Origin of the sequence: Mesobacillus thioparans (genome assembly GCF_965138835.1) — a bacterium.
In the GTDB taxonomy this organism is placed as follows: Bacteria; Bacillota; Bacilli; order Bacillales; family Cytobacillaceae; genus Mesobacillus; species Mesobacillus thioparans.
On record NZ_CBCSFH010000005.1, the window covers coordinates 114467 to 132288 of the forward strand.

Annotated in this window: 20 protein-coding genes and 1 riboswitch; of the genes, 3 read left to right on the forward strand and 17 right to left on the reverse strand. The window is 46.4% G+C overall.

Going from position 1 to position 17822, the window contains the following annotated elements; all coding sequences use genetic code 11:
* Positions 1-234: 234 nt before the first annotated feature.
* The 4 genes from ACNAZ4_RS10560 to ACNAZ4_RS10575 all read right to left on the reverse strand — a co-directional run bounded on the left by ACNAZ4_RS10560 (position 235) and on the right by ACNAZ4_RS10575 (position 4697).
* The gene (locus ACNAZ4_RS10560) at positions 235-621 is read right to left on the reverse strand and encodes a DUF1284 domain-containing protein (RefSeq protein WP_415814490.1); all 387 of its coding nucleotides are present in this window, start codon (positions 619-621) and stop codon (positions 235-237) included.
* 113 nt (positions 622-734) lie between these two features.
* Positions 735-2066 carry a polysaccharide biosynthesis protein gene (locus tag ACNAZ4_RS10565; protein WP_415814320.1) on the reverse strand — a complete coding sequence of 444 codons (1332 nt, stop codon included), beginning with the start codon at positions 2064-2066 and terminating at the stop codon, positions 735-737.
* 445 nt (positions 2067-2511) lie between these two features.
* Positions 2512-4410 (reverse strand): ribosomal protection-like ABC-F family protein, encoded by a 1899-nt coding sequence (gene abc-f / locus ACNAZ4_RS10570; RefSeq protein WP_415814322.1) that lies wholly within the window; start codon positions 4408-4410, stop codon positions 2512-2514.
* A 128-nt stretch (positions 4411-4538) separates the two neighbouring features.
* Positions 4539-4697, reverse strand: coding sequence for an RAxF-45 family protein (locus tag ACNAZ4_RS10575; RefSeq protein ID WP_415814323.1), 159 nt, complete (start codon positions 4695-4697; stop codon positions 4539-4541).
* A 248-nt stretch (positions 4698-4945) separates the two neighbouring features.
* Between ACNAZ4_RS10575 and ACNAZ4_RS10580 the strand changes: the two genes are divergently transcribed.
* Entirely contained in the window at positions 4946-5140 is a 195-nt protein-coding gene (locus ACNAZ4_RS10580) for a hypothetical protein (protein WP_214707700.1), read from the forward strand.
* A gap of 48 nt (positions 5141-5188) precedes the next feature.
* Here the strand turns inward: ACNAZ4_RS10580 and ACNAZ4_RS10585 are convergent, their stop codons facing one another.
* The 7 genes from ACNAZ4_RS10585 to safA form a co-directional block, all read right to left on the reverse strand.
* Complete coding sequence (locus ACNAZ4_RS10585) at positions 5189-5371, reverse strand: hypothetical protein (protein WP_415814324.1); 183 nt, start codon at positions 5369-5371, stop codon at positions 5189-5191.
* A gap of 18 nt (positions 5372-5389) precedes the next feature.
* The gene (locus tag ACNAZ4_RS10590) at positions 5390-6022 is read right to left on the reverse strand and encodes a response regulator transcription factor (RefSeq protein WP_415814325.1); all 633 of its coding nucleotides are present in this window, start codon (positions 6020-6022) and stop codon (positions 5390-5392) included.
* On the reverse strand, positions 6015-7061 hold the full coding sequence (locus tag ACNAZ4_RS10595; protein WP_415814326.1) for a sensor histidine kinase: 1047 nt from the start codon (positions 7059-7061) through the stop codon (positions 6015-6017). Before ACNAZ4_RS10595 ends, ACNAZ4_RS10590 begins: the two co-directional genes overlap by 8 nt.
* Positions 7058-7792, reverse strand: coding sequence for a cell wall-active antibiotics response protein LiaF (gene liaF / locus ACNAZ4_RS10600; protein ID WP_415814327.1), 735 nt, complete (start codon positions 7790-7792; stop codon positions 7058-7060). Before liaF ends, ACNAZ4_RS10595 begins: the two co-directional genes overlap by 4 nt.
* 127 nt (positions 7793-7919) lie before the next feature.
* Positions 7920-8564, reverse strand: coding sequence for a PspA/IM30 family protein (locus ACNAZ4_RS10605; protein WP_415814328.1), 645 nt, complete (start codon positions 8562-8564; stop codon positions 7920-7922).
* 45 nt (positions 8565-8609) lie between these two features.
* Positions 8610-8954, reverse strand: coding sequence for a lmo0954 family membrane protein (locus ACNAZ4_RS10610; RefSeq protein ID WP_415814329.1), 345 nt, complete (start codon positions 8952-8954; stop codon positions 8610-8612).
* Between the two features lie 186 nt (positions 8955-9140).
* A complete protein-coding gene (gene safA, locus ACNAZ4_RS10615; RefSeq protein ID WP_415814331.1) occupies positions 9141-9749 on the reverse strand; it encodes a SafA/ExsA family spore coat assembly protein in 609 nt (202 codons plus the stop codon).
* 123 nt (positions 9750-9872) lie between these two features.
* Here safA and ACNAZ4_RS10620 point away from each other — a divergent pair, with 123 nt between their 5' ends.
* Entirely contained in the window at positions 9873-10016 is a 144-nt protein-coding gene (locus ACNAZ4_RS10620; RefSeq protein WP_415814332.1) for a hypothetical protein, read from the forward strand.
* A 124-nt stretch (positions 10017-10140) separates the two neighbouring features.
* Here ACNAZ4_RS10620 and ACNAZ4_RS10625 read toward each other — a convergent pair whose 3' ends face one another.
* The 4 genes from ACNAZ4_RS10625 to ACNAZ4_RS10640 form a co-directional block, all read right to left on the reverse strand.
* Entirely contained in the window at positions 10141-10719 is a 579-nt protein-coding gene (locus ACNAZ4_RS10625; RefSeq protein ID WP_415814333.1) for a general stress protein, read from the reverse strand.
* Positions 10720-10795: 76 nt separating this feature from the next.
* Positions 10796-12091 carry a methyl-accepting chemotaxis protein gene (locus ACNAZ4_RS10630; RefSeq protein ID WP_415814334.1) on the reverse strand — a complete coding sequence of 432 codons (1296 nt, stop codon included), beginning with the start codon at positions 12089-12091 and terminating at the stop codon, positions 10796-10798.
* A 90-nt stretch (positions 12092-12181) separates the two neighbouring features.
* Complete coding sequence (locus ACNAZ4_RS10635; protein ID WP_415814335.1) at positions 12182-13324, reverse strand: trans-sulfuration enzyme family protein; 1143 nt, start codon at positions 13322-13324, stop codon at positions 12182-12184.
* Between the two features lie 68 nt (positions 13325-13392).
* Positions 13393-13494, reverse strand: a riboswitch (SAM riboswitch).
* 86 nt (positions 13495-13580) lie between these two features.
* Entirely contained in the window at positions 13581-14855 is a 1275-nt protein-coding gene (locus ACNAZ4_RS10640) for a CBS domain-containing protein (protein WP_415814337.1), read from the reverse strand.
* Between the two features lie 175 nt (positions 14856-15030).
* Between ACNAZ4_RS10640 and ACNAZ4_RS10645 the strand changes: the two genes are divergently transcribed.
* Positions 15031-15897 carry a YitT family protein gene (locus ACNAZ4_RS10645; protein WP_415814338.1) on the forward strand — a complete coding sequence of 289 codons (867 nt, stop codon included), beginning with the start codon at positions 15031-15033 and terminating at the stop codon, positions 15895-15897.
* 202 nt (positions 15898-16099) lie between these two features.
* Here ACNAZ4_RS10645 and ACNAZ4_RS10650 read toward each other — a convergent pair whose 3' ends face one another.
* Together ACNAZ4_RS10650 and ACNAZ4_RS10655 are read right to left on the reverse strand one after the other, a co-directional pair.
* A complete protein-coding gene (locus ACNAZ4_RS10650; protein WP_260983522.1) occupies positions 16100-16234 on the reverse strand; it encodes a hypothetical protein in 135 nt (44 codons plus the stop codon).
* A 24-nt stretch (positions 16235-16258) separates the two neighbouring features.
* Positions 16259-17746 carry an amidase family protein gene (locus ACNAZ4_RS10655; RefSeq protein WP_415814339.1) on the reverse strand — a complete coding sequence of 496 codons (1488 nt, stop codon included), beginning with the start codon at positions 17744-17746 and terminating at the stop codon, positions 16259-16261.
* Positions 17747-17822: the final 76 nt, after the last annotated feature.

Sequence of the window (17822 nt, forward strand, 5' to 3'; positions counted from 1 at the left end):
TGTGGTTGTATGGTTCAAACACGGATCAGGCATCTTTTATGTTGGCTCTTTTCTCAAACTTTGTTGCTATTGCCTACAAAATAGGATTGAATTACCTAAGATTAGTCACACAATTAACGCTTATTATGAGAAAAGAGCTTGCAAACTTAGTACCGACATACCAAAAGACTATTATCAGGTTAAAATCGGCTTTAGGATTTTAACAACAATCTTTACGAAAACAGCCTTTATGTTTTAGTCCATTTGGGCACTTGAGTTGCTCTTCTCGCGAAGTTGTGCAATCCCTTCCTTGCAGACGCCATACTGCAGCCAGGAACAATTTTTGCAGAGTTCATCAAGGTCGTCAGGTTCAACTTTTTCAGCGGTCCAATTTACTAGCTCAGACTTTAAATAGCGCTGGCCGGGAACAAGCCCTAAATGGCGGATGACCTTCCCGTCCATTGATAGGACATGCTCATTGGAACCCTCACTCGCCTCACAGATTTCAAGCCCGCGGTGCGGACAAGACATGCAAGCGTCATCGAAAGCAGCAACAACTTTTATGTAAAAATCCTGGCCGGGATCACGGATATCCTTCACGATTCCTTCCATTTTCTTAACAAAATCAGCACTATAGCCCATCCCCCTGAAACCATGCACACAGAGGAGATGATGCCCTCGCAATACTTTTTCCACACCATCACTCCTGAAAAAATCATCTATCTACATATTCTGCGAAAATGTCCAAATTCCTTTTACAATCGGGAATCCCTGATTGTGTTCCCGGACAGCCAGGTGATGCCTATCTTCTTGCATATCGTCATGTAATGCAATAGCAAGATTACCATACTGCCGGTATTCATTCCGATGATGACGCCCTCCATCCCCCATTGTGGCCTTGAGCCGACCAGATAAATGAGCGCAAAGGTAACGATGGTTGCATAGACGGAATGGATAAAAGCATCCTTCACCAGTCCGAGCCCGATTAAATAGGCCTGCATCGGGATCGTAAAATAATGGAACAAGAAATAGGGTGCCAGCAGCTGCAAAAAGACAGCCGCTTGTTTTGAATGGAAAAACGTCATGGTCAACGGCTCGGCCAGAAAGTAAAAAGCCGTTACAGCCGGCAAGCCATAAAGCAAGGTCAACAGCATCACCTGCTGAAGCAATTTTTGCAGCTTCACGAACTCTTTTTCTGCATAGGCCTTCGAAACGGTCGGAATCAGGATGATCAGGAAGGAATGAGCAATGAACGCCGGGAAAAATCCGATCGTCATCGCAATCCCCGCCATCATCCCGAATTGTTCTGTTGCCATTTCCGGGGATAGCCCTGCGCTGACGATGGCAAATTTGATCAGGAAGGGCTGGACGGCATGGGTCAGGGAGTGGAAAATCCTCAGGCCGGTCGTCGGAACGGATACCTCCACCAGATTTTTTCTGACTTCCCGGCCGCTTACAGGCTTACCTGGCACCGTCCTGATTTTTTGGTAAGACATGATGAAATGGTGCAATAAATACAGGAAGACGACAAGTTCGCTCCCCGCAAGCGTACAAAAAGCCACAAGCAGTGCCGTTTCACTGCCAAACTCGAAATACTGGAAAAGTGCCGATAGCAAGACAAGCTGAACAGCTCGCCGCAGGAAATGCGAGACCGCGATCCTCCCCATTTCCTGTTTCCCCATGAAAAACCCCCTGGCAATCGCCGTGATCGTCATGACCGGGATGAGCGAAAGCACGACCCATTTAAGCATCGGATGGTAGTCATTGAAAACCGGGATGATTGGAATCACGATGGCAGCCAAAATCAGCAGGACCGTTGTAAACACCACTGCCAGCCTGATGGCATGCCGCATCATGCTTCGATGGTACGACTCATCATGCTCGGCAATCATCTTCGATATCGACACGGGCAGCTCAAAATTCGCCAGCAGCATGATTAAAAAGATCGTCGGCAAAATCGTCATATAATGACCCATACCGCTTTCCCCAAGCTCACGCGCCAGAATCATATTGACGAGGAATTCCACCACTTCACCAAGAAAAGTAGCAACCACGAGGATGGACATCCCTTTTAAAAAAGTATTCATAGCTTCTCTCCCAATCCTGTCTCATTTACTCCTATAAACATATGAGACAAGTCCGGACAATATTAAAGAAAGTGCAAATTGGCGGTGAACAACGCTTAATAGCCGATTTCAATAGTAAATGCTTTAGTATGGGAGTGGATTTTATAGGAAGAGTATATTTTTATACTGATTTTATAGTGCGTTTCGGGTTTTTAGCGGATATTTTATAGCTAGGGTTTCTTTTTTAAAGCATGTTTCAGAATTATATAGCGAGTTTNNNNTTTTTATAGCGACTTTTCGAATTATATAGCGAGTTTCGATTTTTTATAGCGACTTTTCGATTTTTNTAGCGACTTTTTCTTTTTTATAGCGAGTTTCAAATTTATATAGCGAATTGGAAATTCTGCTCGTTTTTTTCCAGTCCAAAAAAAGAACTGCTGGCCGCCCAGCAGTTCTTTGTGGATCACTATGATATTTCCTCCAGCATTTCATACAGCTGATTGCATTTGCATTCCAACACTTCTTTTTTATGATGAAGTTCCTGCAGTATAGCCAGGTCTGAAACATGCGCCATTTCGTTTTCTATTGAAGCGATGGCTGCTTCCTGTGCTTCGATGTTCTCGAGCAGTTCATCTTCGCTGGAAACTCCAGGAAACGCCTTAACAGCCTTTTCCCTGTTTACAGGCTCTTTTACGGGACGTATAACCTCTGTGGCCGCAACCTCTTGCTGCTTCCGCTTTTCTTCCATCTTGATCCTCGCCCGGTCGTAGTTGCCGGTTATTTGTGTCAGCTCTCCGCTTTCCAGCCAGTATACCTTGTCAAAAAGTTTATTCAGGAAATAGCGGTCATGGGAAACAGCCAGCAGTGTTCCCTCGAAGCCTTCGAGCGCTTCCTCCAGTACTTCCCTGGAGTCGATATCCAAATGGTTGGTCGGTTCATCAAGAATCAGGAAATTAAGGTCCTGATGCATCAGTTGGGCGAGCCGCAGCCTCATCCGTTCCCCTCCGCTCAGCTGAGTCACTTTCTTAAAAACGGCCGGACCGTAGAAAAGGAATCCGGCGAGCACATTCCTCGCTTCCCCCTCGTTCATGACGACTTCACTCCTGAATGCGTCTAGTACAGTTCCATCCTTGCTCGAAAGCTCCATATGCTGGGACAGATAGCCGATTTTGACATTGCTTCCGAGCCGGACTTCTCCCTGATCAGGTGAAATTTCATTCCTGATGAACTTCAGCAGCGTCGTTTTTCCCGAACCATTTTCGCCGACAATTGCCGCTCGGTCCTGATATTTCAGCTGCAGATTGATGCTGTTAAAAAGCTCTCTGCTGCCAAAAGACTTCTTCACTTCCTTGAAAACAAGCACATCTTTTCCGCTCCGGGCTGCGGTCTCGAGTTCAAAGTTCATTTTTTTCCTGTTCAAAATCGGGCGGTCGAGCTTTTCTATCCTGGCCAGCGCCCGCTCCATATTCGTCGCCCGCTTATGAAGCGCCGAGCTTGGAGGATTCGAGCGGTTTGCCCAGTCTCTCAGCCTTTTGATCGCTTCCTTCATTTTCTTGATTTTTCGCTGCTGCTCTTCATACGCCTGGAATTCACGCAGCAATTTAGCTTCCTTTTCCTGCACGAATCCTGAGTAATTGGTGTGATAGAGATCAATCTCTCCATCCTCCATATCAAGGATCTTCGTCGCCGTTTCATCAAGAAAATAGCGGTCATGGGAGATGATGATGACGGTGCCACCATAGTCTTTCAGGAACTCCGCGAGCCACTCGGCAGCCATGATATCAAGGTGGTTGGTAGGCTCATCGAGAAGAAGCAGCTCTGGATTCCGCAGCAGGCTCAGCCCTAGGCCAACCTTCGTTTTTTCTCCGCCGCTCAAGCTGTTGAAATTGGAATCCAACAAACCTGCAATCCTCAAGCCGTTGGCGACCCTGTCAATATTCGCTTCCATCTCATAGCCGCCGCCAAGCGAAAACCTCTCCTGGAGAACACCGTATTTCGCCAGCAGCCTTTCAAGCTTATGCGAGTCCTCCCCGGCATCTGCCATCTCCGTTTCCATCTGCTTCATCTCATCCTGGACCTCCAGCAAGTCTTCAAAGGCTGTCGCAAGGACATCTCTCGCAGTCATGCTTGCTTCATATCCTGGGATTTGGGCCAGATAGCCAATCTTCAGGCCTTTCTTCCAGTGAATCTGTCCATTGTCCGGCTCTTCCATGCCGGCAACAAGTCGCAGCAATGTCGTCTTGCCGCAGCCATTTGGTCCAACGAGGCCCACTCGGTCCTTTTCATTTATCTCAAATGACATATCTTCAAAAATCAGATTGCCGCCGTACATTTTGCTTATATGGTTAACACTGCATGTGATCATTATGATTGCCTCCTGAATCGATCCCCCTCTTCACCTATCGGTAAACGCAAAAAAGCCAGGGGCAGATGGCTCTGCTCCTGGCTTTTGGATTCCATGAATACAATGGAGGACAAGTGTGCCCTCCTCATTCACCTAAGCGGGAAAAGAGATGATCGTACCGTTTGTTTTTGATATTGAGCTGTAAAAAAGGGCATACGTATCCCGTGGACAGCTGCAACAGCAAATTTTGCACGACAAAAATAAAGGAATTCATTCCAAAATCCGCGTACAAAAACAGTCTTGATCATCTCTCTTCACCTCCGTTCATTAATAATTAATTCCATTCTACAATCACATAATCTTTTTAGCAAGTTTTTCCTGGAATATTTAGCAACTATTTTCTGCAAATTCAAATAATTAATCGTTTGATTGAACGGAATTAGGGCCGACAGCTTAGGGTTTTTATCAATTTTTCCCATGCTGATATTCTTGTAGATAAAGCGTTTAAACGGGCTTGGACACCGGGTAAGGATAACTAACGAAGGAGAGGGTGACAATGCTAAGACACGTGGAACTTTCAGATTACCAGCTCTGGATGTGTAAAAAAATAAAGGAAAAGTTAGCTGAAAAGCATAACTATATAAATAGTGCTTCCCATTATCCAAACGAATTTGAAGAACGGGAAGTCATATCCATTGCGTTAAGCGAAATGCTTATGAAGTTAGATGTAATCGAAGAAAAAGCAAATTAATTTCACAGGGGCCATTGGCCTCTTTTTTGTTTTAATGGCTCCACGCCTTTATCGATCCAAATACGTTCTGTCTGTTTGATCCTTCCTCAGCTCTTGAAGGATTTCCTTCATCAATGCTTCCTGTCTTTTAGTGCTCGTCACAAGCATGACGAACAGGATGATCATGGCCAGTGGAAGCACGAGTGAAATCAATACTCCCAACAGGCCGAATACTCCGAAAAATGGTTCCATACGCTGAACCCCCCTCTATTATTTTACAAGTGAATGCCTGAATGCATAGATCACTGCCTGGGTGCGATCCTGCACCTGCAGCTTGCTTAAGATATTGCTGACATGCGTCTTGACGGTCTTCAATGCGATGAACAGCTCATCGGCGATTTCCTGGTTCGTCTTGCCCTCAGCGATCAGCTTCAAAACTTCCATCTCGCGCTCGGTCAGCTCTTCATGTAATTCGACATTGTTCTTCTGGCGCATTTTCATCATCATCTTCCCGGTCACTTCCGGTTCAAGCACAGGCTGGCCAGAATAGGTGACCCGGACTGCATTGGCGATTTCACTCGCCTTCGAGGTCTTCAGCATATAGCTGGTCGCACCTGCCTCTAGCGCCGGATACACTTTTTCATCATCGAGGAAACTTGTCACAATGATGATTTTTGCTTCTGGCCACTTTTCAATGATCTGCCTTGTCGCTTCGATGCCGTCCATTTCCTTCATGACCAAATCCATCAGGATGATATCCGGCCGCAGTTCAAGCGCCATTTCGACGCCCACTTTACCGTTATCGGCTTCACCGATCACCTCGATATCCGGCTGGGCCGATAAATAAGAGGATACGCCGATCCGCACCATTTCATGGTCATCCACGAATACTACTTTAATCATTCTTCTCACCCGCCACCAATAAAATTGGAACCTTGACCTCAAGCCTGGTCCCTTTATTTTCAACACTTACGATCTTCAATGTCCCGCCGATTTCCCCTGCCCGTTCATGCATGTTCTGGAGTCCGTATGATCCCGCCTTGGCTTCATCGACATTAAAGCCCATTCCATCATCAACCACCCGCAAAATGACTTTCTCATCACGATGGATCAGCAGCACTTCCAGCTGATCTGCTTTTGAATGGCGCAGCGTATTCGAGATCGACTCCTGCAAAATCCGGAACAGGTGGTCCTCAACACCTTTATCAAGCGGAAAATGCTCGACCTTCCAGTTGATATTCATGGTGACTTTTTGTCTTAATTCGATCAAGAGCTCCTCAATTCCTTCCTGGAGGCTCTTCCCTCTTAACGCGACCGGCCGCAGATGCAGAAGCAGCGCCCTCATTTCAAGCTGCGATTGATGGATCATTTCCTCCACCATCTTCAGTTGCTTTGCTTCACGTTCCTCTGACGGTCCCTTTGTTTCATTGATTGCCGACATCAGCATCGACGCCGCAAACAGCTGCTGGCTCACCGAATCATGCAGCTCCCTTGCAAGCCTGTTGCGCTCTTGGGAGATGATTTCCTGGATGCGCGACTCCTGCTCCTCCGCTTTTTCGGTTGCAAGTCTCTGTGAGAGCATCGCTTTTTCAGAGATTTGCTTATACAGCTTGCTGACCCGTTTCGAAATCGATGAAATCTCTGCGTATGCCTGGTTTGCTTCAATTTCAGGCTGTTGCCCTTCCTCAAGCTGGAAAAGCCAGTTATCCACCGTTTTGAACTGCTTCCGCCAGTATATGCCTGAAGCCATTCCAAACGCGATGCCAAGCACAACACTGATGCTGAAGGTGAAGATGACAAACGGAATATCCATCAGCTCGCGGTTCCATAAATCGGAAAAACGCGCTGCCGGGAAAGCCAGCCAGTAGGACAATGTCAGCGCAATAAAAGCTATGATTCCAAGGGTTAGACCCCATAAAATTTGGCGCATGGCAGTTGTCATATGCGTTTCACCTCGATATTCCCGACGATCATCGAGGTAAAGATTTTCACCTTTTGCCCTGCCTCTTCATAGCCAGGTGTCTGGACGAATAAGCTTTGATTCAGCACCCTTCCCTCCTGATGCCCGAATACTTCCGCAGATCCGACCACCGATGAATGGCGGAGGGTGACTTCTAAATCATATGGCACATACACCTTCACATTCCCGATGATATTCCGGATGAAAATCACCGTCTCGCCCTTTGGCAGCACCGTCAGGCTCAAGTCGATCACTGTGTCGCCTATTCCTGTCTGGATGTTGACATCGTCCCATTCATATACATGCGAAGGCGTTTCCTGATGTCCGTACAATCGATTTTTAAAAAAAGGCGGTTTTTCAATCAGCATTTCCTGGCTGATTTCCTTCTCAGGCTCCTGTAAAACTGGTGTGATCATTTCAGGCTTCTTTTTTGACTGGATAAACTGATATACCAGATAGATCAGTACCGCCAACAGGAAAAACCTGAACGTCATCATGCTGAAAACGCTGCTCAGGAAAAAGAATAACCCTGCCCAGAACAGCACCTTGCCTGATTTTTTTGGCATTAAAGAGCGACCGAAGTAAATCATCGCTCCACTAGCCAGAAGGGAGAAAATCAGCCCTTCGTTGAAAAAAGAAACTTCAAGCAAAAGCAGGATGGCTCCAGTAATCACAATCCAGCTGACATAATCATTTTTCATATTTTTCAACATGCCATTTTCCCCCTTCCTTTTGAATATTTTGGATTGAATTTAGAGTGGATTTAAAATGAAGTTCATACGAGGTGATACCCAAAAGGCGCAGCTGCCTGCGCCTTTATAGAATACCATGTTTTGCCTGTTAAATAGTATGTGTTTCTTTATTTTTATACTCTTTTTCAAGCTGTGCAATCCTTGCGTCAATCGTATTCCGCTGATAGCTGCTGTTCACCTTTTCTTCGAGCTGGTCAAGATAGGTTTCCATATCCGCAAACCTTGAATAGGCTTTGTCGGAGTCAGAGCTGTGATCGATCACCTGGTCCATCCGGTAGTTGGCACGTGTTACATTTTCACGGCCCATCAATTCAAGACGGCGGATGTGCATATCTTTTAATTTATGCTTCATATCTTCATATTTACGTTCCAGCTCCAGCTGCTGCTTGCCCGCATTTTCCATCGCTTCCTTCAGCCTTGCTCCGCGTTCTTCGTATTGAACCTGCTCCCTGCTGGCAAACTCTTGAAGTTCCGCTTCACCGGCTCTCATCGCGATTTCCGTCTGATGCTTCCGTTTTTCTGCCATTTCAACTGCCTGCTGGTACTCCCTTGAAAACTGTTCCTTAAGCTCGCCCTGGCGCTCAAGAAGCTTCCTGAACTTTTCCGTTTCCGTCTCACATTCACGGAGGTACTGGTTCAGCAGCGCGATTGGATTCTTCTTTTCCTTCTGGTCAAGTGCCTCGTGAAGATCTGCCATCACTGTGTTTTTGATTCTCGTTAATAGATTAGCCATTTACAATCTCTCCTTATTTTTTGCGTATTTTTGTGTTTCAACAACCTAGTTGTTTTTCAATTCTGTCCATTGCTTTTCGAAGTTGATGAAAGGGTCGTTCTCTTCTTTGATTGCATCCTCTTTTTTGTCCCAGTTCTTGTATACAAGGTAAAGGACGTAGGCTGCTGCGATTCCAAGGATTGCTGGTACGTTGGAGGCTGTGGCCATCAGGATGATGAACCCGGCAATCCCCCAGCCGATTTTCCCAGGTGTCGAGTGAGTCTTTAAAAATTGCTTGACGACAAAGTATAGCACCAGCAAGCTCACACCGAGACCAACAAGCGGACCAAGATTTGACATCAGCACCATCGCAGCGATGAAACCTGCAAGCAGTAAACCAAATTTTTTCATGTTCAATTCCTCCTTATCTCTTATGTACTCATCTTACCTCTGCCGCTAAAAATCCATAACGTGCCTGAGCTTGATTTTCAGGTAGGTCCTGAGGCTTAGCGAGGTACCGGACCGGCCGTCCTTCTTACGTTTTCCGCCCATAAAAATACCCCGGTGACAGCTTCACCGGAGTATTACTTTCGTTATTCATTTTGCAATAAACATCTGGGTCCAATAATGACCATAATTCCCGCCTGTTACATGCCCGACGCCAATGTGCGTATATGCAGGGCTCAGGATATTCTTGCGATGTCCCGGACTGTTCATCCACGATTGGACTACTTCGTTCGGGGTCCTCTGGCCTGCCGCTATGTTTTCAGCAGCACTTCGGTAGTTGATCCCAAAGTTCCCCATCATGGTGAACGGACTGCCGTATGTAGGACTTGTATGGGAAAAATAACTCTTATCTCTCATATCTGCGGATTTGTAGCGCGCAACTCTTGAAAGCTGCCAATCAGCCGCAAGCGGCTTCAGTCCATTCTTCTCCCGCTCCTTGTTCGTCAGCTGGATGACCTGGCTTTCAATACTCTTTGCAGCACTTAAATCAGGGATATTGACCTGCTGGCCAGGATAAATCAAGCTGGGGTTCTTGATTTGCGGGTTAGCACCAATAATTTCCGAAAGGCCAATCTTAAACCTGACTGAAATCTTCCATAAAGAGTCCCCGGGCTTAACGGTATAGACCTGCTGTGCGAATGTTGCTAGCGGCATCGCCATACACATTAAAAACAGGACCACTATGATTTTTTTCACCATCTTCACTCCTCCTCAACTGATAGGATGAGAATATTTGATAAAAATATACAGTTTGTTAATGAACTTACAAGAAAACATCACTTTAACCATGCATATAGTTTTATTAAGGGAGGAATGAGGATTATGGGATATCTATGGGTTATGACGATCGGTTATGTCATTTGTCTCGGCCTGGTTGGCGGCACTTTAATGTTTTTCATTACCTCTGCTTTTGATTTCGATGATGCGAGCCGGATTGATTTACTGGATACACGGGAAAAAGAATAGCAAAAGCTGGCTGCCAACTGAACGCCAGCCAGCATGAATGGACTAACTGCAAATGAATGTGCCCGGGAATCTTGAATATCGGAGCACATAAAAAAAGCTGCCAGATGGCAGCCTTTTTTATGAATTAAAAATCACGTGTGTTGTCAAAACGAGTGTTGGCAGGATTGTCCGAAGTTAGCGGTGCATCAACAGGGTTGTTGGTCCTTGTTCCGTCCAAGCCAGCTGTTGTAGTTGTAGTACCATCATTCAGGCCAACTCTGTTCTCGTCACGCTCGACGACTACGAGGATTTTGCCTTCCTTTACATAGCCTTCATAGCGATCTGCTTCATCTTCCGGAATACCCATTCCGATCAATGCTCCAGCTAATCCGCCGGCACCAGCGCCTACTGCAGCACCTGTAAGTGTCGCAGCAATCGGGCCTGCAGCCACGATTGGGCCGATTCCAGGAATCGCTAGGGCCCCGATGCCTGCAAGTAATCCTGTAAGGCCGCCTAATACGCCGCCTGTTGCCGCACCTGCAGCAAGACCTTCCTCAGTCTTTGTACCGGTTGCTTCGTTGACGTGATCAACCTCTTCGTCGTTTTTACTAATAACAGAGATATCGTCGGTATTGTACCCTTGCCTCTTCAGGTCCTCAACGGCCTGGATTGCGTCTTGCTCGTTATCATATACTCCAACAAGATGTTTTTCATGTTCAAACATTATAAAAGCCTCCTTTAGACGAGTAGTCCTTTTAAAGATACCCGCCTACAGGAGGTGTAAACCTAATGTCGAAGGATTATTGGCTGGGGGTATAGACTGATACAGTTTTGTTCAACACCGAGGAGACTTGTGTCAGGTTCTCTGCAGTCGAGGTCAATTCCCTGACCGTCTCTCCCTGGTTTTCAAACCCTGCTGCCATTTCAGCGATCCCGGCTGCATTTGTCTGTAATATCGCATTCGTCTCATCATTCATCGCCAACAATTTATCTGTCTCTTGATTCAAATCTGCAGCGTATTGGCTGATTGTGCCTATTTCAGCCTGGATGGAGAGGATTCCGTCCCGCATCTCATCATATTGCATCTGGACATTGCCGAATAACCTGCTCCCCTTCTGCACTTCCAAGCTGCCTCCAGACATCACCTCCACCATTTTTTTGATATCGCTGCGGACAACTTCGATCGTTTCCTGGATTTGACGCGAAGCCTGGAGCGATTGCTCAGCCAATAAGCGCACTTCCCCGGCAACCACCGCGAACCCCTTCCCCTGATCTCCGGCACGCGCAGCTTCGATGGCCGCATTCAATGCCAGCAGATTCGTTTGATTGGCAATTCCGGAAATGATATTGACGATCTCGTCGATTTTATTTGTTTGTTCGGCCAGTGATTCAGCATCCTCTGCTGCCTGTTTCGTAATCTGATCCATCCGTCCTACCTGTTGGCTCGTTTCGCTGATGATTGCCTGACCTTCTTCACTTTTCACTGCATTGCTTGTGGACATCGTTTCGATCATATTGGCAAGTTCAGCAATCTCGCTGATTCTACGCACCATATTGTCGACGATATCACTCAGCACGATTGAATGCCCCTGCTGCTGTTCAGAACCGGCAGAGACTTGAAGAATCGAAGCTTTGATTCTCTCGCTTTCTTTTTCATGGACCTGTGAACTCTGAAATAGCTTTCTCGCAGAGTCATGCAACACCTGAGTATTGTCCTGGCATTGCGCCACGAGCAGCCTTAATTGACTGATCATCGCATCAAAATGGGAGGTCAGCTTTCCAATCTCATCACTTGAGTCACTTGCCAGATCCACCGACAGGTCACCCGAAACAATTTTCTGCGTCGCATCTGTAAGTCGGTCGATCTGCTTGAACACCCTTTTGAATAAAATAATGATGAAAACAAGACAGCCTATTGAAATCAGCGTTCCTGCAATGGCTGTCGAATACGTGCTCCTCGATACCAGTTCGGACGGATCAGAGCCTTTTTTGAATGAATTTAGCAAGTAAAAATTGTAAATCGTCGAAATGGCATAAACAAAAAATAACATGCCAAAAAAAGCAAACACCTTTGTTTTTAACGAAAGGTCCCGCATACTATCCACTCCTGTAAAATCCCCAGCATGAATACTGGGGATGAATAATCTTCTATTAATAATATCGACATTTCAGGAAAAATTCCTATCTCACTCAACAGCTTTAGCCAATGCTGCTTCAAACTGGGATACGATATCCTCCCCATGCTCAATTCCGACCGAAATCCTCACAAGACGATACGTGATTCCAAGTTCCGCCTGAGCCTCAGGAGGCAAGGCACGGTGGGAAGTTTTCAGCGGATGGGAGACCGTGGTTTCGACGCCCGCGAGTGTCGGAACGATTTTCACCCAGCCCAGCGATTTGAAAAATCGATCAGCATCAACATGTTCCGCCAGCTCGACCGATACGATAGCCCCAAAGCCTTGTTCAGCTTCTTCGAATGGATAATATACCTTTGCGATATTCTTATTTTCACGAAGTTTAACAGCAAGCAATCTCGCATTCTCCGATTGTGCCTTCATCCTTAAAGCAAGCGTCTTCAAGCCCCTGCATGTCAACCATGCTTCAAACGGACTCAGATTCGCTCCAAGATTGACAATTCTCGCGCGTACTTCGGCAATCAGTTCCTTACGGCCAACGATGACGCCAGAAGTGACATCACTATGGCCGCCAATGTATTTTGTCGCACTATGAACAACAAGATCAGCACCGAGCTCATATGGACGCACATGGAGCGGAGTAGCAAACGTATTGTCGACCAATACAACGAGGTTCCTCGTCTTTGCAAGCGCGATGACTTCATCCAGCTTTTCAACGCGGAGCAGCGGATTTGTGATCGACTCGGTGTAAAGAAGCTTCGTATTCGCCTTGATGGCGTTGGTGACATTGCCCAGATCCGCGAACGGCACGAAGGTCGTTTCAATCCCGAAGCGCTCCAGCTCTGCTTTTAGCATATGGAAGCTCCCGCCATACACATCGTCCGCGGCAACAATATGGTCACCGCTCTTCACCACTGCGAGGACCCCGGCCAAAATTGCAGCCAAGCCCGAGGAAGCAGCCACTCCATCCTCGGCATGCTCAAGAGCCGCTACTGCATGCCCGAGTTCATCCGTATTCGGATTGCCGACCCTGGAGTATAAATAATTGCCCTCACCCTGATAAAAGCCCTCGAGTTCATCAAGATCACTGAACGTAAATGCCGAAGTCTGGTAAATCGGCGTTGCCTTGCTTTTAATTCCCTGCTGCTTCGTATGTACTGAATGAAGCACTTCCGTTTCAAACCTGTTGTTCATTTCATCCACCTGCTTTTTTAAAAAATAAAAACCTCTCCAAATAAGGAGAGGTTCCAACTGCTCAGCCTCTCTTATCTTCAGAAATCGATCCTCAGGAATTAGCACCTTTCTATAAAAAAGAAGGTTGCCGGGCTTCGCAGGGCCTGTCCCTCCGCCGCTCTGGATAAGAGTTATTCTTTTCAAATCATTATATTAGCTGAAGTATATCAATTTCGCCGTAATCTCGTCAATGAACGAATTTCAAAATATTTGTGAATCAGTCCTCAGGGTCGCTGTCAAGCAAATCCCATGGGGTGATGACGCCAATTGGCTTTCCGTGCCGGTCGCCTGTTTCCGTGATGATGACCGCCTGTAGCTTCTTGCCTCTCGTATGGTAACGCTCGAATAATTCCTCAATATGGTATAGAGATGCTTCCTCATCCACGAACGTGACGAAATAATTCTTCCCCTTCGTCAGCAATTCTTTGATTTGGACATTTTCAAAGTGGACGACACTGTCGGAAAAATGCTTCGCCATCCACTGGATGATTTCCGTCGAAGTCAGCAATGCAACATATTTATCATCCTTGTCATAGACAGGGAATCTCGTAAAATCAAACTTGTTGATGACCTTAAGCACATCTTTTAGATAAGCATCCTCATAATAATAAAACACCGGGCTGGTCGCGATCGATAATGCCGTCTGCGGCTTCTCGAATTCCTTCGCGATTTCCTCAATCCGTTCGACCACTTCGATATGCGGCTCGGCAATATAATAGTCCGCATTCACCCGCTCATGGACAATCGCATTCCGCAGCTTGGCAAACTGATGCAGCTCACTTTTATACTTGCGGACCAATGAATGATTTTTATAGCCAGAGTACAGAAGCTCGACAAACGCATCGCTGTCCGTCCCCTTCACCATTTCCTTCAGCGCTTTATGGATTCGGTTAAAAGCCGTCTCAAACTTGCCGGACTGCTCCTTATGCTTTACCTCCTGGTTATCTGAAGAGCCCTGAGGCGCAGAAGTTTTTTGGGACTTTTCGTTGTTGCTGTTTTGGTTTTTGGAATTGTCGGTGTTCTGTTTTTTTGAATTGTCGGTGTTCTGTTTTTTTGAATTGTCGCTGTTTTGGTTTGCGGCTTTGCTGCTGTTCTGTTTCGTATCCTGGTTTGACGCTTTGCTGTTGTTTTGTTTTGTGGATTTACTGTTATCCTGGTTTGATGCTTTGCCGCTGTTCTGTGTTATGGATTTACTCTTATCCTGGTTTGATGCATTGCCGCTGTTCTGTTTTGTGGATCTACCGTTATCCTGGTTTGATGCTTTGCTTCTTTTTTGCTTTGTCTCGTTGCTATAATCCCTTTTCTGTTGATCGTCAACGTTCTCATCTACACGCTTGAGGCGGTTATCGTCAACAGCAGGTCTCGGATTGGTCCGGAGATATGAGTCGTTGCCCCGGTTTTTGCTGGTTTTCCTGTTGTGTTGGTTTTTCCGTTTTTTTGATGATGTCTGATGCTTGTTGGATCTATGTTTAACTTGAGTATCGTTAGCCAAAATGGTCCCTCCGTTGTTTCGATTCACTTCCCTACTCATTACCCCAAAACGTACTTTTTCTAATCATGGATATATCATGTAAAATTTCCAGATGACATTTAAGTTTGATACAATAAGTATAGTACATACATTGAAATTAAATAGTAGATTTTTATAGAAAAGGGTTTGATATGCAGTGGCAGCAACGAAGAAAAAAAGAGTCATAAAAGAGGTTACACAGCTGGTGACGATCACCATCGGGGCAATCATCGCCGCATTCGGTCTTGATATGTTCCTTGTGCCCAATGCCATCCTTGACGGAGGTGTCATCGGTCTTTCGATCATCGCAGCCGAATTGAGTAACATCTCGATGAGTATATTCCTGATCCTGTTCAATCTGCCTTTCCTCTATATCGGATACAGGAGGATGGGCACGAAATTCACGCTTCGGACGCTTTACGGCGTCATTATTTTATCCGGAGCGACCGCCTACTTCCATCACTTCGACCGGGTGACCGATGATTTATTTTTGGCAACCATCATCGGCGCCGTCATCCTTGGAACCGGCGTAGGACTCGTCATCCGTGCAGGAGGAGCCCTCGACGGAACCGAAATCATCGCAATCCTTGTCAGCAAAAAGCGCACCGTGTCCGTTGGCCAGATCGTCATGGTCATGAACTTGTTCATCTTCCTTCTGGCCGCACTGCTTGTGTTCAGCTGGGAAACAGCCATGTACTCGATCATCACCTATTTCATTGCCTTCAAGATGATTGACGTCGTCGTCGAGGGGATGGAAGAGCTAAAATCAGTGACGATCATTTCCGATGTCCCGGAAGAAATCGCCGAAGCCCTGTTAAAGCAATTAGGACGCGGCATGACCTATATCCAGGGCCAGGGCGTTTTTTCAAACGAACCAAAGAAAATCATCTACACAATTGTCAGCCGGATTGAATTATCCACCCTGCGCTCCGTCGTGGATGACATCGATCCGAACGCACTCGTCGCGATTGAGAATGTGGCCGATGTTTCGGGGAGTAATTTTGATAAGAGCAGCGGGCATTAAATGTAGACTTGGTCGAATTATTCAGGAATGTGGTCGAATTAATTAAAAATCCGCCAAATTATTTCAAAATGTGGTCGAATTAATTCCAAAAGTGGTCGAATTATTCATTTTTTCGCCAATAAAATTCCCAATGCGAGTTCAATTATTAATGATGTTTTCTAAAAAATGCCCCCGCGAGGAAATCGCAGGGGCATTTTACTGTTTAATCAATCGGATTGTTGAATTTCTTTTCTTTTTGGCCGGTTGTAAATTCAACAAGTTCTTCTGGTGTGTTATTTCCCTTTTTCTTGTTGTTGTTGCGCTGGGCGTTTCCGTTGCCTAACTTTTGCTTACCCATGCTTCCTCGCTCCTTTTAATGGATTCAAGGTGTAGTATGGATTTTTTCGTTGGTGTTTATTCCAAGTTCGGGTGCGCGGCGGACCGTGGTTGCCTGCTCGTAGGCATAAGCGAGCCTGATCAGCAGCGGTTCGCTGAAGGCTGTGCCCGTGAAAGTGATTCCGATTGGTTCCCCATCTTCGGTATAAGCGGTTGGTACCGTAACTGATGGATAACCCGCCTTTGAGCCGATTGTCGATCCATCCATCGGGAAAAGCACCGCATCCGCTCCGTATTCCTTCAGGGCGTAATCAATTCCTTGTTCCCTGGCCATATAAAGATTGTATTCAAGTTCTTCGAGATACTCCGCCTCCTTCAAGCTTCCGCTTGTCGCTTCTGAATCGAGCAGTACCTGCTGGCCATATTTCAGCATTTTTTCACCATGTTCATAATTGAAGGCAATGACATCGGCAAGCGTCCTGACTGGAATAGTCGGTGCCAATTCGTTTAGGTAGGCATTCAGGTCAGCTTTGAATTCATAGCTCAAAACATTGTATCCCCACTTCGCTTTTGCTGCCGGGATAGCTGCTTCAATCACCTCGGCGCCGAGTTCCTCCAATTGTTCAACCGCTTTTTGAAAGATTTGCTCCTGTTCCTCTGTCCATTTGCCAATATACTCTTCCCTGACAACAGCAATCTTCGTTCCTTTTAATGCTTTTTTATCAAAAAGTGATTCATGGTTGAATTCAGGCAGACTTACCATTGTTGCCGGATCCTGCGGGTCCTGTCCGACAATACCCTGTAAAAGATACACCGCGTCCTTTACCGTTCTTGCCATCGGGCCTGCCGTGTCCTGGGTGTGGGCAATCGGGATGATGCCAGTCCGGCTGACCAGTCCGACTGTCGGCTTGATGCCGACCAATGAATTTTGCGATGCAGGGTTTAAAATCGAGCCATCTGTTTCCGTACCAATCGCAGCTGCAGCAAGATTCGCTGCAATCGACGCGCCAGACCCAGCGCTTGAGCCGCCGACCTCGAACTTACCCGGTCCATATGGATTGAGCACCTGACCCCCGCGTGAACTGTAGCCGCCCTTCATGTCCATTCCCATAAAATTGGCCCATTCGGTCATATTTGTTTTTCCAAGGATCACTGCGCCAGCCTCCCTCAGCTTGGACGCAACAAAAGAATCTTTTATAGCAATGGAATCCTTCAATGCCAGCGATCCGGCACTTGTATGCATTTTATCTCCCGTATCAATATTGTCTTTGACCAGGATTGGGATGCCGTGGAGCGGACTTCTCGGTCCCTTTTGTTTCCGTTCCGCATCCAGCGCAGCTGCGATATGGAGCGCATCGGGATTCAGTTCAAGCACAGAGTTGATTGTTTTATCAAAAGCAGCGATCCTTCCCTGATACATCAGCACAAGATCATGAGATGTCAGCTCGCCGCTCTCCATTTTTGCCTGCATGTCATCGATCGTCGCTTCTGGTAGCCATTCTTCCATCATTGTATGTAAACGTGGATTTTTCATGTTCAACAGTTCCTTTCACAAATAAACTACGATATATAAATTCTGATTTTTTCTCGAAAAACCTTTTTTTACATTA